The organism is Kushneria sinocarnis, from assembly GCF_003633775.1.
Taxonomy (GTDB): Bacteria; Pseudomonadota; Gammaproteobacteria; order Pseudomonadales; family Halomonadaceae; genus Kushneria; species Kushneria sinocarnis.
Window position 1 is genome coordinate 47903 of the sequence record NZ_RBIN01000002.1, and the last position, 15936, is coordinate 63838.

Here is a 15936-nt window from a genome sequence, read left to right on the forward strand (position 1 = left end):
CACACCTCGATCGTCCGACCCGTCAGGCCGGTGCTGCTTTCGGCATCACTTCGAAATAACCGACTTCGCAGCCGGTCTCCGCCGCACTCTGGGTCTGCTCCGCTATCGTCCGCAGCGGACTGCCACGCGCGGCGAGGATCTGGTCCATGGCACCGGCAAACCAGCCGGTGAACATGTACTCGACCCGCCGCTCGACCTTGCCGAGCTGATAGACGAAACAGGAGTGTTCCAGACGCACCCGTGCAATACCGTGCTCGAGATCGATCTCTTCGGTGATGAAACGACCCCAGCCACGCTGCGAAAGCCGATGCATGTAGTGCTCGAAGACTGCCACGCCCTCGATGCCATGCTGCTCGGCCTCCTTCTCGCACCAGTGCCAGGCGGACTTGTAACCGGCGTCATAGAGCACCCGGGCGTAGGTCTCCACGCCCAGGGCCTCCTCCACCGCCACGTGGTTGTTGATGAAGAAGTGCCGCGGGACATAGAGCATCGGCAGCGCATCGGTGGTCCAGATACCGGTTTCGCTGTCGACGCTGATGGGCAGTTCGGGAGCCGTCAGGGTCATATCGGATACCTCGAAAATTGTTCTTTGGCTGGCGAGTGACGCGCTACGAGCCGAATCTTCCACGACGCTCGAGGAGCCGAGCGAGCTGGCGAAGACAAGGCGAAGTCTGTCGGTATCGCGCAGTGGACCGGGTTGTCCATAAGCAGAAAGCGGCAGACTTCAACGCCGTATTCGCGACGTGCAGCCGGCTCGTCAGGCTTATTCGCCCCAGACGTCACGCAAGGTCCGCATCCAGTTCTCCCCCATGATCTTGCGGACCACCGTCTCGGACAGACCGTGATCGAGCAGGGCCTGGGTCAGGTTGGGAAACTCGCCGATGGTGCGGATCCCCTTCGGGTTGATGATCTCGCCAAAGCGGGTCAGCCGACGGGCATAGCCCTTGTCATGGGTCAGCCACTCGAAGAAGTTCGCATCCTGGCCCTGGGTGAAGTCGGTACCGATGCCGATGGCATCCTCGCCGACAATATTCATGATGTAGACGATGGCCTCGACGTAATCCTCGATGGTGGCGTTGACGCCGGCCTTCAGAAACGGCGTGAACATGGTGACGCCGACGAAGCCGCCATGATCGGCGATGAACTTCAGATCCTCATCCGACTTGTTGCGGGGATGTTCCTTGAGGCCGGTCGGCAGGCAGTGGGAGTAGCAGACCGGTTTCCGTGACTCGCGGATGACCTCTTCGGAGGTTTTGGCACCGACATGCGAGAGATCGCACATCATGCCCACCCGATTCATCTCGCCGATGACTTCCCGGCCGTAATCGGAGAGGCCGCCGTCACGCTCATAGCACCCGGTGCCCACCAGATTCTGGGTGTTGTAGCAGAGCTGGGCGATGCCCACGCCGAGCTTCTTGAAGATCTCGACATAGCCCAGCCGGTCCTCGAAGGCCTGGGCATTCTGGAAACCGAGAATGATGCCGGTTTTGCCCTCTTCCTTGGCGCGGGTAATGTCCCGGGTGGTCTGTACCGGGCGCACCAGGTCACTGCTCTCACGCATCAGGGCATTGACGGACACGATGTTGTTCACGGTGGCCTCGAAGTTCTCCCACACCGAGACGGTGCAGTTGGCCGCGGTCAGCCCCCCCTTGCGCATGTCCTCGAACAGCTCGCGATCCCATTTGGCGATGATCAGGCCATCAATCACGATGGCGTCATCATGAAGCGATGACGTGGCAGCTGCGGTGGCCATGACGAAATTCCTCCGGGGCGGATGGCAGGCATACCCGCTGAACGGCGGGCAGTTCATGTTCGTCGCAGCATATCGCTGACTCGGAGACACCCGACCAACAAAAGCGACACCCCGGTGTTCCGAAAGCGTCATGGCCAATCACGCGTCGACTTGACGCCAGGCTGTTCCATATATAAAACGTTCGATTAAAGGAACAATCTGACCACAGGAGCCCCTGAATGGAAGAGCACGCCCTGAAGGCACTGGGCGAACGCATCACTTGTCTGCGGCAGCAGCGCGAGTGGTCGCTTTCCCATCTGGCCGAGCGGGCCGGGATTGCCAAATCAAATCTTTCGCGTATCGAGCAGGGGATCGGCAATCCCACGCTCGATACACTCTGGCGAATGGCCCGGCAACTGGAAGTGCCCTTCGGCACCCTGGTCGCCCCGGCGGCAGGCGCCCTGATCGATAGCGGCATGCGCGTCACCCTGCTCGAACAGGGAACTGATGATGCCTGTCCGGTCGATGCCTATCTGATGCACTGCGATCCGCACAGCCGTCGTATTGCCGAAGCGCATACGCCCCATACCCGCGAGCGGGTCGAGGTCATTCATGGCCACATTCGGGTGGGTCCTACCGAAGCACCAGCGGAACTCGACGCTGGCGACTCGCTTGAGTTCAACGCGGATTGCGAACATCTCTACGAAGCCGGCGATCAACCGGTCGCGATGCTGATCACCATCCTCCATGCCCCGCGGAGGCCTCGCTGATGAGCGCTGAGGGCATGACCATGAAGCCCTGGCGGGGTGGCATGCGCGATGCCCTGGGCACTCTGATGATGAGACTGCTGCCGCTGTTCTGGGCCCGGGCACGGCTGCATGCCCGGGCAAGGGACGCGAGACACGACGCCATGCCACGCTGGCTGGGCCGGCTTGGGCCGCTCATGATTGCCGCACTACCGGGACACGCGCTGGTACCGAGCGGTAACGAGCCAATGGCCTGGCTTTCCACGCTGGCCGGAGCAGGTGCCACACCACTGGTCTGGTATCGCACCCGTTCGCTCGGTTGGCCCGTACCGGCCGGCGTGGCCGTGTTCGGCATGGTGACTGCGCTGATGGGTGGCTGACTCATCAGCGCAGGCATTCAGTCAGACCGCCAGGCTGGCGTAGGTCGGTTCCCCCCGCGCATGGTCGAGTGCCAGTGCCGCGGCACTGACCGGCGTCAGCCGTTCCCCGCCCGATTTGACCGCTCTCGGCAGGGGTTCAAGACGCTGCATGCGGATGGTCGCCCCGCGATCGTCACGCGGTGAGACCCCGAAGGATTCGCGGTAACACTTGGAAAAGTGCGGGGTGGAGACAAAGCCGCAGGCGGCTGCCACGTCAATCACAGACATGGCCGACTGACGCAGCAGCGAACGCGCCCGTGCCAGTCGCAGGCTCAGGTAGTACCGCGACGGCGAGCAGCCCAGGTGGCGCTGGAACAGCCTTTCCAGCTGACGCCGCGAGACATTGACGTAACGGGCCAGCTCATCGAGGGTGATCGGCTCTTCCAGATTGGCCTCCATCAGCGACACGATCTCCAGCAGCCGGGGCTGACGGGCCCCGATCATGTGGCGCAACGGCACCCGCTGCTGGTCCTGCTCGCTGCGCATGCGCTCGCAAATGAACATCTCCGAGATGCCGGCAGCCAGCTCGCGACCGTGATCACGCGAGATCAGATTGAGCATCATGTCCATCGGCGCCGTACCCCCGGTGCAGGTAAAACGATCGCGATCGATCGAATAGAGCCGGGTAGAGAGCATGGTACGCGGAAAGGCTTCCTGCATGGCGGCGAGGCACTCCCAGTGCGCGCTGGCCTCGTAGCCATCGAGCAGGCCGGCAGCCGCCAGCGCCCAGCTGCCGGTGCAGATCGCGCCCAGCCGGCGCGCCGGCGTGGCCTGACTACACAGCCAGTTGACGTGGGCCCGGGTCACGCTGCTTTGAATGCCCACGCCCCCGCAGACCACCACCATGTCCAGCTCGGCAATCTGGGAGGCCATGCCATCCGGCGTGATCGACAGGCCATCGCTGGCCCGCACCGCTTCACCATCCAGGGTCAGGGTGTACCAGCAGTAGAGTTCCCGCCCCGCCAGCTGATTGGCCATGCGCAGTGGTTCCACCGCCGAGGCCAGCGAGACCAGGGTAAAGTCGTTCAGCAGCAGAAAGCCGACCGTCTGGGGCCTGGAACCGACATCGCCCGATGAGACGGAAATATTGTCATTCGTTGCCATCAAGGGAACCTCCACAAGCCGTCTCGAACGGCATCGATTGTTATTGTTGTGTCGCAGCCGAAATGGCCCCTGCACACGGCTCTACTATGCCTGCCATGGCCGGTGTGTCATCGCATCGATTGGCAATCCTGACGCAAATCATCATTGCTGTACTGCAATAATTGAACGGATACTCAAGGGACGGGGCCGTCGGTCCCGGCCGAGCGGCAAGGGCAGGATGGTGCGAGCGCATTTCATGCGGCACCATGAGTACAGTATGACGCTGTCATGACATGGCCCTGGTACCCGTGAGCGGCACTGACCGACTCCGTTCACGACAGCGGCCGCCATCGGACGGGCCACCGCAATAACCGGCGGCCGGTTCAACCATTGCAGGGGCAGGGAAACAGGGTGATGACGGAGCTGGCACAGGCCCACGAATTCTGGCAACGTCCGCCACGCCGGCGCTCGCTGGCCGAGCTGACTGCTGCCTGGCAGCGTGGCGATTTCTCTCCCGGTCAGGCCACCCGGGCGCTGGCGGAGCGCATTCGCAACCATTCGGCCCGCGATACCATTTTTCTCGACCCTGATCTGGAGCGTCTGGAGCAGGCCGCCTCGGCAGGCTTCGAGCCGGTCGGCAGCGGTATCGAGGGCGTACCGGTCAGCCTCAAGGATCTTTTCGATGTGCGCGGCGAAATCACCCGGGCCGGTTCGAAGGTGCTCGCCGATCAACCGCCGGCCGAGCGCGATGCCCCGGCCGTGAGCCGGCTGCGCCGGGCCGGGGCGCTGGCCTTCGGGCGCACCAACATGACCGAGTTCGCCTTCTCCGGCCTGGGGCTCAATCCGCATTACGGCACACCCCCCAATCCCTTCGATGGCGACCGCATTCCCGGCGGCTCGACGTCGGGCGGAGCGGCGTCGGTTGCCTTCGGTCTGGCGGCCGCCACCCTGGGCAGCGATACCGGCGGCTCGCTGCGCGTACCGGCGGCCTTCTGCGGCCTCACCGGCTTCAAGCCCACCCAGGCAAGCGTGCCACGCGAGGGGGCCTGGCCGCTGTCGACCAGTCTCGACTGTATCGGCCCCATCGCTCCCACCGTGGAGTGCTGTGCCCGCCTGTGGGCCGCACTGAGCGGCAGGGAGTGCCCCGTGCTGGATGCCTCGCCGCGCCCGCTGCGCCTGGCGCTGCCGCAGGGCGCCCTCTTCGAGGAGCTTGATGATGCGGTCCGCGACGCCTTCGAGCACGCCTGTGCGCGTCTTGAAGCACACGGCTGCCGGCTCGAGCGGCTGCCCATTACGGCCATCGAGGACACCGTGGCCATCAACGCCCGCGGCGGTCTGGTGGTCCCGGAAGCCGCTGCCCTGCACCATGAGCGGCTGGAAGCAGTGCCGGAGCGCTTCGATCCGATCGTCGCCGAGCGTCTCGGCGGCGGTCTGACCACCAGCGCCCGTGACTATCTCGAACGGCTCTGGCCCCGCACGACGCTGCAGCAGCGCTTTCAGCGCGATCTGGTCGGCTTCGATGGCGTGCTGCTGCCTGCCACGCCCCTGCTGCCTCCCGCCCGGGCGCCGCTGGAGCGCGATCGGGCCCTGTTCATGGAGACCAATCGCCGCGCCCTGCGCCATACCAACGTCTTCAACTATCTCGACGCCTGCGCGCTATCACTGCCGTTTCAGTCACCGCAGATGCCGCTACCGCTGGGCCTGATGGTGGCCTGCCCCGGTGGCGAGGACCAGCGGGTACTGCAGACATCAGCAGTGGTGGAACAGCTGGTCACGGCCGAATGGCCACCTCGGTAACGGAACAGGACACGTCATGCAGCGCTGGGATCGTATCGAAGCCTTCATCGAGGTTGCCCGGGTCGGCAGCTTTTCCCAGGCGGCCCGTCAGCTCAAGGTATCGCCCTCACACGTGAGCCGGCTGATCAGTCAGCTCGAACAGCAGCTGGGCGTGCCCCTGCTCTACCGTACGACCCGTCGCCTGCATCTGACCGATGCCGGTCAGCTCTATTTCGATCGCTGTCAGCCGATGCTCAGCGGCCTGGCCGAGGCCGAACAGGCGGTGCGCACCCTGCGTGACGAGCCCAGCGGCACCCTGCGGATCGTGGCACCGCCGGTCTTCGGCGAACGCTATATCGCCCCGCTGGTCAACGAGTTCGCCAACGCCCACACCATGCTTGAAGTGCAGATGACCTTCACCGATACGGCAGTCGATCTGATCGGCGAGGGATTTGATCTGGGCATCCGGATCGGCGTGCTGGAAGACTCCACCCTGATCGCCCGTCGCCTGTGCGAACGCCGGCTTCAGGTGGTCGCCACCCCGGATTATCTGGAACGTCACGGCCGCCCGATGGCCCTGAATGATCTGGCCCGGCACAACTGTCTGGCCGGCGCCGACGACCACTGGCTGTTCGAAGTGCACGGCCAGCGCCGGGAGCCGCGGGTCACCGGCAGCTGGCAGGCCAACTCGTCACGCGCCATGCTGGACGCCGTGACCCGCGGGATGGGGCTGGCGCAGCTGCCCGAGGACCTGATCGGCGAGCATCTGCAAACGGGCTGGCTGGAGTGCGTGCTCGAAGCCTTTCGCTATCCGCACACCGGTGCCTGGATCGTCTATCCCCGCCATCGCCAGCCCTCGTCACGCGTGCGTCAGTTCGTCGATTTTCTGGTCGAACGCATGGCAACGCCGGTAGCTCCGGTACTGCCGGGTGAGTGACCCCGCTCAGCACTCGATGGCATTGACCGCCAATCCGCCCTGGGAGGTCTCCTTGTACTTGCTCTGCATGTCGCGACCGGTATCGCGCATGGTGCGAATCACGCGATCCAGCGAGACGAAGTGCGTACCGTCACCGCCGAGCGCAAACTGGGCAGCATTGATCGCCTTGACCGATGCGATGGCATTGCGTTCGATACAGGGCACCTGCACCAGCCCACCGACCGGATCGCAGGTCAGCCCCAGATTGTGCTCAAGCCCGATCTCGGCGGCATTCTCGACCTGCGCGGGGGTGCCACCCATCACCTCGGCCAGCCCGGCCGCGGCCATGGCACAGGCGGAGCCGACTTCGCCCTGGCAGCCCACTTCGGCACCGGAGATCGAGGCATTCTTCTTGCACAGGATGCCGATCGCCCCGGCGGCCAGCAGAAAATCCACCACGCCACGCTCACAGGCACTCTCCTCGAACTGCATCCAGTAGTGCAGCACTGCCGGTACGATCCCTGCTGCCCCATTGGTGGGCGCTGTCACCATGCGCCCGCCGGCGGCGTTCTCCTCGTTGACCGCCAGCGCATAGAGATTGACCCAGTCCATGGCCGAAAAGGTGGTGGCAATCAGGTTGCGCTCATTGCGCTGCAGCCGCTGATACAGCAGCGGTGCCCGGCGGCGTACGTTCAGCCCGCCCGGCAGTACGCCCTCCCGATGCAGCCCCTGCTCGACACACGCCTGCATGGCACGCCAGATGGTGAGCAGACCGCTGCGGATCTCCGTTTCGCTGCGCCACGCCCGCTCGTTGGCCATCATCAGTTCGGCGATGCTCAGATCGTGCTGCTGACAGAGTTTCAGCAGCTCATCGGCACTGTCGAACTCATGCGGCAGCTCGACCTCGCCCTCGAGCGGGGCCTCGGGATCGATCTCTCCGGCCTCGATGACAAAACCACCGCCGACCGAGTACCAGGTCTGGGAAAACACCGTGTCACCGGCGAGATGCGCCACCAGCGTCAGCGCGTTGGGATGCCAGGGCAGTGGCTCCGGCGACCAGTGCAGGTCGCGCCCCCAGAGAAAGGGGATGGTGACGCGATTGTCCAGTCGCAGGGTCTGGGACTCCAGCAGCTCCTCGATGCAGGGCTCGATGATCGCCGGTTCGATGGTATCCGGCTGCTCGCCCATCAGCCCCATGATGACGGCCCGATCGGTACCGTGTCCCTGACCGGTCGCCGCCAGTGAGCCGTGCAGATGGATCTCCAGCCCGCTGACCCGCTCCAGTGCCGCACGCTGCTGCAGGTCCTGCAGAAATCGCCATGCCGCACGCATGGGCCCCACGGTATGGGAACTGGAGGGGCCGATGCCGATATTGAACAGTTCGAAGACGCTGATGGGCATGTCATTACTCCCGATTTATTGTAAGTGGAGCTAAACCACCATGGGAAATCAACGGATAGTCATGACAGATTCGGGGCTGACGGCCGCTGCCTCAAGCGATATTGTCTAAGCGACCTTTTAGTAAAACTAAACCATCCATCAGAGGCCGTCATGTCACGACTCAATGGCGCCATGCACGGCGGACTGCATGTCTTCGCGGCGGCAGCGCGCTGTCTCTCCTTTACCCAGGCAGCGGGTGAACTGCATATCACCACCGGCGCCGTCAGCCAGCAGGTCAAGCAGCTCGAGGCACGGCTGGGGTTCCGGCTGTTTCATCGTCACCATCGTCGGCTCTCGCTGACGGCCGAGGGGCAGCGGCTGGCCGGGGTGGTGATCGAGGCCTATGGCCAGGTGGATCAGGAGATCGAACGCCTGTCGCGCAGCCTGATGAGCGGCGAGATCCGGCTGCGGGCCCTGCCCTCGTTTCTGGCCAGATGGCTGATGCCGCGGCTGCCCCGGCTGCGGGCCCGCCTGCCGGAACTGGATCTGCGCCTGCAGGCCGAGGACAGCAGTCAGTCGCTGGCCAACGGGGATTTCGATCTCGCCATCGATCTGGGTGACGGCATTTATCCGGGTATGCGTACCACGCCGCTGATGGCCGAGGAAATCTTCCCGGTCTGCGCGCCCTCGCTGCTGCGCGGCCGACCCATCCTGCACCGCCCGAGCGATCTGGCCTGGTACCCGCTGCTGCATGATGTCACCGCCTGGCGAGGCAGCAGCGATCACGCCGAGTGGGAATCCTATCTCGAGGCCATTGGGGCACCGGCTTTCAATGTGCAGCGCGGCTATACCTTCAATCGCCACGATCTCACCATGGCCGCGGCCATTGCCGGCATGGGGGTGGCGATTGCCCGGCGCACGCTGCTGAGCGACGAGCTCTCTTCCGGCCAGCTGATCGCCCCCTTCAGCGAGCGCGTCGCCACCGGCAAGCAGTACGTGATCATTCATCCGCCGGGCGCCCTCGATGACCCCCGGATCCGCGCCGTACATGACTGGCTGCTCGAGGAGCTGCAACGACCGGGCTGAACGCCTGCCGCTCCGAAGGCTTATCGGTGGGTGCGCATGGGTCATCAGCCGGCCTGACCGGCAGTGCACAAAAAAGGGGCGCTCCATGGAGCGCCCCTCTGGCAACGAATCCTGCTGGCGGACCTGGCCGAAGCCCTGATCCGACAGTGAAGCCTACTCCTCGATGAAGGAGCGCAGGGCTTCACTGCGCGAGGGATGACGCAGCTTGCGCAGCGCCTTGGCCTCGATCTGACGGATACGTTCGCGGGTCACATCGAACTGCTTGCCGACCTCTTCCAGCGTGTGGTCGGTATTCATGTCAATGCCGAACCGCATGCGCAGCACCTTGGCCTCGCGGGCAGTCAGGCCGCCCAGCACGTTGCGGGTCGCCTCGATCAGCCCCTCGCCGGTCGCCGAATCGATCGGCGATACCATGGTGCCATCCTCGATGAAGTCGCCGAGATGCGAATCCTCATCGTCACCGATCGGCGTCTCCATCGAGATCGGTTCCTTGGCGATCTTGAGGACCTTGCGCACCTTGTCTTCCGGCATCTCGAGGCGTTCACCCAGCTCTTCCGGTGTCGGCTCGCGCCCCATTTCCTGGAGCATCTGGCGAGAAACCCGGTTGAGCTTGTTGATGGTCTCGATCATGTGCACCGGAATGCGGATGGTGCGCGCCTGGTCGGCAATCGAGCGGGTGATCGCCTGGCGAATCCACCAGGTGGCATACGTCGAGAACTTGTAGCCCCGGCGATACTCGAACTTGTCGACCGCCTTCATCAGACCGATGTTGCCCTCCTGGATCAGATCCAGGAACTGCAGCCCGCGGTTGGTGTACTTCTTGGCAATCGAGATCACCAGACGCAGGTTGGCCTCGACCATCTCCTTCTTGGCCCGACGTGCCTTGGCCTCACCGATCGACAGCCGCCGGTTGACCTCCTTGAGGTCGGCCACGGGGAGCTGGGCAAGCTCTTCCTCGAAGGCAATCTTGCGCTGGGCGCGCAGGATCTCGCTGCGCCAGCTTTCCAGCGCCTCGGCGTACCTGCCGTTCTTTTCGATGAAGTGATCCAGCCACTGCGTATCGGCTTCGCTGCCCGGGAAGGAGGCGATGAAGGTCTTGCGCGGCACCTTGCAGCGCTTGACCACGGTCTGCATGATGGTCTTTTCCTGATCGCGCACCTGCCCGACACTGAGCCGAATCTGGCCGACCAGCCGTTCGAAGTGGCGCGGCACCAGCTTGATGGGCGCAAACAGCTCGGCCAGCCGATCCTGCTCGGCCGTGGCCGCCTTCGAATTCAGCCCGTGCTCTTCCAGCGCCGCCCGTACGCGCTCGTTCTGCTCGCGCAGCTGCTCGAAACGCACCCGCGCCAGCTCCGGATCGGGACCGCTGTCACCGGACGACTCCTCGCTGTCATCCTCGTCAGCGTCCTCTTCGTCGGAGTCGTCATCGACCTCGCCGCCTTCGACCTCGGCAGGCTCGGGCGCCGGCTCTTCCACTTCCGCTACACCCGGCACACCCTCATCGGGATCGATGAAACCGGAGAACAGATCGGAGAGCCGGCCCGGCGCCTCCTCGTCCTGGGTGGCATCGTAGGCTTCCAGGATCGAGTCGACCGCCCCCGGCAGGTAGGCCAGCGCCGCCATGACCTGGCGCGTACCTTCCTCGATACGCTTGGCAATCTCGATCTCGCCTTCCCGGGTCAGCAGCTCGACCGTGCCCATCTCGCGCATGTACATGCGCACCGGGTCCGTGGTCCGGCCGACATCGCTTTCCACGGCAGCCAGCGCTGCCACGGCTTCTTCGGCAGCCGACTCATCCGGCGACTGGTCGGACATCATCAGGGTGTCTTCGTCGGGCGCCTCTTCAACGACATTGATGCCCATATCGTTGATCATGCCGATGATGTCCTCGACCTGATCGGGGTCGGCGATATCTTCAGGCAGATGGTCGTTGACCTCGGCATAGGTCAGGAAACCCTGTTCCTTTCCTCGCGCGATCAACTCCTTCAGACGTGACTGCTGTGTCATTCCAGCCATAGAAACCTATCTCGAAGAAGAGTGAAGCACCTGAACGCGATTACCATGACGGTCGCACTGTCAGATCAGTATAGTGAACGGTGGAATTAACGCCACCAAACCGTTTGCTACTGCATCCAGGTGTGTTAGCTTTATCCGTTACGCTCGTGATTCGAGCGTCTTTGACATTTTTAATATGGCGCAGTTCCGGGTTTTCAACCCCCGCTACCCCCCAGCTCACTGATCAGCACGCGAAACCGCTGTTTTTCCTCGTCACTGAGCCGCTCACCCGTCCGTTCCTTGTCCAGCAGCGCCTGCAGCTCGCGCTCGGGCGTGCGCTGCGAACTGTCATGGCGAAAGCGCGCCACCAGGCCTTCGAGCTCCATCTCGCGCCGATCGCGCGGAATCAGCAGCTCCCGGCGCATCAGGGCCAGCAGCTGCTCGCCCTCGGCAGTACCGTGAAAGTGTGCCAGCAGCACCTGGGGAGAGCGATACCCACCCGAACGCAACAGCTGAACCACCTCTGCCAGCAGCTGGCCTTCATCACCCTCCGGGCACCAGTCGACGCCCTCCGGCAGCTGCTGCACCAGCCCGGGCGAATGGATCAGCAGGTGCAGTGCCCGGGCCGGCAGCGACAGACGGTTGTCCCGGCCGGAGGCACCCGACTGTCGTGGCTGCCACGAGCGGCCGGCCGCCGGCGCCGTGCGGGAGCCTTCGCCGCCCTGCCCGGCTGGCGGCTCGGAGGGCATGTCGTGAGCCGAGCCGCTCATCAGGGCCTCGAGCCGGTCCACTTCGAGGCCGCTGCGCTGTGACAGCTCCCGCAGCATCAGTGAACGCAGCATCCCTTCCGGCAGCTGCGCCACGTGTGCGAGCACGGCACTGGCAAAGCGCTCGCGATCCTCGAGCCGGCCGAGGTCGCGCCCCTGGGCCGCCTGCTCGAACATGAATTCGGACAGCGAGCCGGCACAGACCACGCGATTTTCAAAGCCTTCGCGCCCTTCGGCATGGACCAGCGAATCGGGGTCCTCGCCCTCGGGCAGAAACAGAAAGCGTGCCTGCCGCCCATCGATCATCATCGGCAGCACCGTCTCCAGTGCCCGTCTGGCGGCCTGGCGACCGGCTTCATCGCCATCGAAGCAGAACACCACTTCATCGACCAGCCGGAACAATCGCTTGAGGTGTTCCTCGGAAGTGGCCGTTCCCAGCGTGGCCACCGCGTTGTTGACACCGAACCGGGCCAGCGCCACGACGTCCATGTAGCCCTCGACGATCAGCACGCGTTCGAGACGGCTCGACGCCTGGCGCGCTTCATAGAGACCGTAGAGCTCGCGCCCCTTGTGAAAGACCGGTGACTCCGGCGAGTTCAGATACTTGGGCTTGTCATCGCCCAGCACCCGACCGCCGAAGGCAATCGTGCGCCCCTTCCAGTCCCGGATCGGAAACATCAGACGATTGCGGAAACGGTCCCAGCTGCGTCCGGTCTCCTCCTTCTGTACCAGCAGACCGTACTCGACCTGAACCGACTCATCGACGCCGTGCTCATTCAGATGGCGCTTGAGGTTATCCCAGCCCGGTGGCGCGAAACCGATGGCAAAGCGTTCGGCCACCTCATCGGAAACCCCGCGCTGGCGCAGGTACTCCATGGCCGGCGCGCTCTCGCCCTGCCACAGCTGATGATGATAGAAGCGACTGGCCCGCTCCAGCAGGTTGACCGCCTCCTCACGCTGCCGGGCCTGCTCCCGCGAGCGCTCGCGGGAGACTTCACTCTCCCCTTCGCGAGGCACTTCCAGCCCCATCCGGGCCGCCAGCTGCTCGACGGCCTCGGGGAACGTCAACCGTTCGTACTCCATGATGAAGCGCAGTGCGTTGCCCCCGGCACCACAGCCGAAGCAGTGATAGAACTGGCGTTCGGCGCTGACCGTAAAGGAAGGCGTCTTCTCCTGGTGGAAGGGACACAGTCCGGAATGGTTGCGTCCCGACTTCTTCAGACGCACGCGCTCGCCCACGATATCGACGATATCGCAGCGTGCCAGAAGGTCATCGATGAAGCGTTGTGGAATCCTGCCAGCCATGATGCATCCGCGGATGTAGCGAACCGGTATCAGGGGCCGATTCGATCATGGTTATCCGAACGATCAATCCGCCATGCTCACTCATACGGGCATGTCTGCCACTGCAGCGTCACACCGGACGCTGAAGCCGACACGAACCGGCGAAGGCATGCATGATGATCCGGCTTCCGCAAAAACGAACAGCCTCTGTAAAAAACAAACGGCCGCTAGAGCGGCCGTTTGTCATCCCTCCAGAAGCGGCGGGCGACCGCTTCTCGTACGCCGTACCGATCAGCTGATCAGTACATCCGCTCGAAACGCTTGCGCTCACGCTGAAGCTTCTTGGCGTGGCGCTTCACGGCAGCTGCTGCCTTGCGCTTGCGCTCGGCTGTCGGCTTCTCGTAATGCTCACGACGGCGCACTTCGGAAAGCACACCGGCCTTTTCACAGGAGCGCTTGAAGCGCCGCAGCGCTACGTCGAACGGTTCATTATCACGTACTTTGACAGAAGGCATTAAGCAATCACCACCTTAAGGTAACGTTTCAGTCATGAATGTGCTCAATACCGTCATCAACGGTCCGGGAGCACTCACATCGCATGCGCTGTTGCTGCGACTGCAGTGCAAGGGCCATGACGCGGCCTTGATGCACAGCCCGGCTTGCAAGGGCAGATATTGTACCCGCAAGCCCTGCTGACTGCAAACGTCGGCATGGCGCTGACGCGAGCGGGTCCAGCGGGTAGAATGCGCCTCGATCACTGCCGTTCGCCTGGACGGCATCACGCCATTTCCGGAGAGCGAGGCCATGCGCGTACTGGGCATCGAAACCTCCTGCGATGAAACCGGTGTTGCCCTGTTCGACAGCGAACACGGGCTGCTGGCCGATGCGCTTCACAGCCAGACCGATCTGCACGCCGTCTACGGCGGCGTCGTCCCCGAACTGGCGTCGCGCGACCATGTGCGCCGTCTGCTGCCACTGATCGAGCAGATCTTCACGGAAGCCGGCCTCCGCCGTGGCGACGTGGATGCCATCGCCTACACCGCCGGCCCCGGCCTGATCGGTGCGCTGATGGTGGGCGCGTCGACGGCGCATGGCCTGGCCCGGGCCTGGCAGGTACCGGTGCTGGGCGTTCACCACATGGAAGGCCACCTGCTGGCGCCGATGCTGGAAGAGACCCGGCCCGAGTTCCCCTTTGTCGCCCTGCTGGTCTCCGGCGGTCATACCCAGCTGGTCGAGGTGCGTGGTATCGGCTGTTACCGGCTGCTGGGAGAATCGGTGGACGATGCCGCCGGCGAGGCCTTCGACAAGACGGCACGCATGCTCGAGCTGCCCTACCCCGGCGGCCCGCACGTTTCGCGGCTCGCCGAACAGGGCAATCCCGAACGCTTTCGCTTCCCGAGGCCGATGACCGATCGTCCCGGGCTCGACTTCAGCTTCTCCGGCCTCAAGACCCATACCCTGACAACCCTGCGTCAGCTGCAGGCCGCACACGGGGTCAACGAGCAGGATCGTGCCGACGTGGCCCGGGCCTTCGAGGAGGCCGTAATCGACACGCTGGTCATCAAGTGCCGCCGCGCCCTGGAGCAGACCGGCCTGACCCGGCTGGTCGCCGCCGGCGGCGTCAGTGCCAATCAGCGCCTGCGCCAGCGGCTCGAGGCCGCGCTGGCCAAACGCGGGGCCGGGGTCTGGTACCCCCGGGGACGCTTCTGCACCGACAATGGCGCCATGATCGCCTATGCCGGCACCCAGCGCCTGCTGGCAGGCGAGCGCGACCCCGGCCCGATGCGCGCGGTCGCCCGCTGGCCGCTGCATGAACTGACGGCCCCGTTGACCACCCCTGCCGTCTGACGCCACCGCCCCGGGGAGAGTTTCATGGATACCGTACTGATCGAGGGACTGGCGCTGGAAGCCGTCATCGGCGTCTACGCCTGGGAGCAGCAGATCCACCAGCGGCTGCTGCTCGATCTGGAACTGGGTTGCGACATCACCCGTGCCGCCCGTGACGATGAACTGGCCGCCACCCTCGACTACGCCGCCATCAGCAAGCGTCTCGGCAGCTTCTGCCGCGAGCACCGTTTCGAGCTGGCCGAAACCTATGCCGAACGCATGGCGACACTGCTGCAGCAGGAGTTCGGCGTCGCCTGGCTACGCCTGACCCTGCGCAAGCCGGGCGCCGTGGCCGACGCCGCCTTCGTGGGCGTACGCATCGAGCGCGGCCGACGGGAGCAGTGACATGAGTCAGGTGCTGACGGGGCTCGGCAGCAACATCGATCGTCACCATCACCTGTGTGCCGCGCTGGATGCCCTGCAGGCCCGTTTCGGCGCGCTGGCCGTATCCCGGGTATTCGAAAGCGAACCGGTGGGCTTCAGCAGCCAGCGCAACTTCTACAACCTGGTCGTGGGGTTCGAGACCGAGCTCACCATCGGTGAGCTGTCCCGCTGGAGCAAGGCACTCGAGAAGGCCCGGGGGCGTCGGCCCGATGCACCGAAGTTCAGCTCCCGCAGCCTGGATATCGACCTGTTGCTGGTCGACGACCGGATCGGCGTCATCGACGGGGTCAGCCTGCCCCGCGACGAGATCACCCACAATGCCTTTGTGCTGTGGCCGCTCGCCGAACTGTGTCCGCAACGACAGCATCCCGTCGACGGCCGCTCCTTTGCCGAGCTCTGGCGGGCCTTCGATTGCGCAGAACAGCGTCTCTGGCCGGTGCACTTCGAGTGGCAGGGGAAGTGCATTTCATCCCCCGACTGA

At 64.4% G+C, this 15936-nt stretch carries 15 protein-coding genes; 8 read left to right on the top strand and 7 right to left on the bottom strand.

Features of this window, described 5'->3' with window-relative positions; genetic code table 11:
• Window positions 1-22 precede the first annotated feature (22 nt).
• Entirely contained in the window at window positions 23-565 is a 543-nt protein-coding gene (locus C7446_RS02780; protein ID WP_121171103.1) for a DUF5943 domain-containing protein, read from the bottom strand.
• 198 nt (window positions 566-763) lie between these two features.
• Entirely contained in the window at window positions 764-1753 is a 990-nt protein-coding gene (locus C7446_RS02785; RefSeq protein WP_121171105.1) for a dipeptidase, read from the bottom strand.
• A 218-nt stretch (window positions 1754-1971) separates the two neighbouring features.
• On the opposite strand from C7446_RS02785, the gene C7446_RS02790 reads away from it, so the two are divergent.
• Window positions 1972-2502 (top strand): XRE family transcriptional regulator, encoded by a 531-nt coding sequence (locus C7446_RS02790; RefSeq protein ID WP_121171107.1) that lies wholly within the window; start codon window positions 1972-1974, stop codon window positions 2500-2502.
• On the top strand, window positions 2502-2858 hold the full coding sequence (locus tag C7446_RS02795) for an AzlD domain-containing protein (RefSeq protein WP_245977628.1): 357 nt from the start codon (window positions 2502-2504) through the stop codon (window positions 2856-2858). Before C7446_RS02790 ends, C7446_RS02795 begins: the two co-directional genes overlap by 1 nt.
• A 21-nt stretch (window positions 2859-2879) precedes the next feature.
• Here C7446_RS02795 and gbdR read toward each other — a convergent pair whose 3' ends face one another.
• A complete protein-coding gene (gene gbdR / locus C7446_RS02800; RefSeq protein ID WP_121171109.1) occupies window positions 2880-4001 on the bottom strand; it encodes a choline metabolism transcriptional regulator GbdR in 1122 nt (373 codons plus the stop codon).
• A 393-nt stretch (window positions 4002-4394) separates the two neighbouring features.
• Here gbdR and C7446_RS02805 point away from each other — a divergent pair, with 393 nt between their 5' ends.
• Together C7446_RS02805 and C7446_RS02810 are read left to right on the top strand one after the other, a co-directional pair.
• Complete coding sequence (locus C7446_RS02805; protein ID WP_121171111.1) at window positions 4395-5777, top strand: amidase; 1383 nt, start codon at window positions 4395-4397, stop codon at window positions 5775-5777.
• Window positions 5778-5793: 16 nt separating this feature from the next.
• The gene (locus tag C7446_RS02810) at window positions 5794-6693 is read left to right on the top strand and encodes a LysR family transcriptional regulator (RefSeq protein WP_121171114.1); all 900 of its coding nucleotides are present in this window, start codon (window positions 5794-5796) and stop codon (window positions 6691-6693) included.
• Between the two features lie 6 nt (window positions 6694-6699).
• Here the strand turns inward: C7446_RS02810 and C7446_RS02815 are convergent, their stop codons facing one another.
• Window positions 6700-8073, bottom strand: a complete 1374-nt coding sequence (locus C7446_RS02815; RefSeq protein WP_121171116.1) for an L-serine ammonia-lyase — start codon at window positions 8071-8073, stop codon at window positions 6700-6702.
• Window positions 8074-8223: 150 nt separating this feature from the next.
• Between C7446_RS02815 and C7446_RS02820 the strand changes: the two genes are divergently transcribed.
• Window positions 8224-9138, top strand: a complete 915-nt coding sequence (locus C7446_RS02820) for a LysR substrate-binding domain-containing protein (RefSeq protein ID WP_121171118.1) — start codon at window positions 8224-8226, stop codon at window positions 9136-9138.
• A 153-nt stretch (window positions 9139-9291) separates the two neighbouring features.
• On the opposite strand, the gene rpoD is transcribed toward C7446_RS02820, so the two are convergent.
• From rpoD to rpsU, 3 genes are all read right to left on the bottom strand, one after another.
• Complete coding sequence (gene rpoD / locus C7446_RS02825; RefSeq protein WP_121171120.1) at window positions 9292-11154, bottom strand: RNA polymerase sigma factor RpoD; 1863 nt, start codon at window positions 11152-11154, stop codon at window positions 9292-9294.
• A 194-nt stretch (window positions 11155-11348) separates the two neighbouring features.
• Window positions 11349-13205, bottom strand: coding sequence for a DNA primase (dnaG, locus tag C7446_RS02830; RefSeq protein WP_121171122.1), 1857 nt, complete (start codon window positions 13203-13205; stop codon window positions 11349-11351).
• Between the two features lie 278 nt (window positions 13206-13483).
• Window positions 13484-13699, bottom strand: coding sequence for a 30S ribosomal protein S21 (gene rpsU, locus C7446_RS02835; RefSeq protein ID WP_019952611.1), 216 nt, complete (start codon window positions 13697-13699; stop codon window positions 13484-13486).
• A gap of 289 nt (window positions 13700-13988) precedes the next feature.
• Between rpsU and tsaD the strand changes: the two genes are divergently transcribed.
• From tsaD to folK, 3 genes are read left to right on the top strand one after another with little or no spacing between them, the layout of a single operon-like run.
• Entirely contained in the window at window positions 13989-15032 is a 1044-nt protein-coding gene (gene tsaD, locus C7446_RS02840; RefSeq protein WP_121171124.1) for a tRNA (adenosine(37)-N6)-threonylcarbamoyltransferase complex transferase subunit TsaD, read from the top strand.
• A 24-nt stretch (window positions 15033-15056) separates the two neighbouring features.
• Window positions 15057-15416 (top strand): dihydroneopterin aldolase, encoded by a 360-nt coding sequence (folB, locus tag C7446_RS02845; RefSeq protein ID WP_121171126.1) that lies wholly within the window; start codon window positions 15057-15059, stop codon window positions 15414-15416.
• Between the two features lies 1 nt (window position 15417).
• Entirely contained in the window at window positions 15418-15936 is a 519-nt protein-coding gene (gene folK / locus C7446_RS02850; protein WP_121171128.1) for a 2-amino-4-hydroxy-6-hydroxymethyldihydropteridine diphosphokinase, read from the top strand.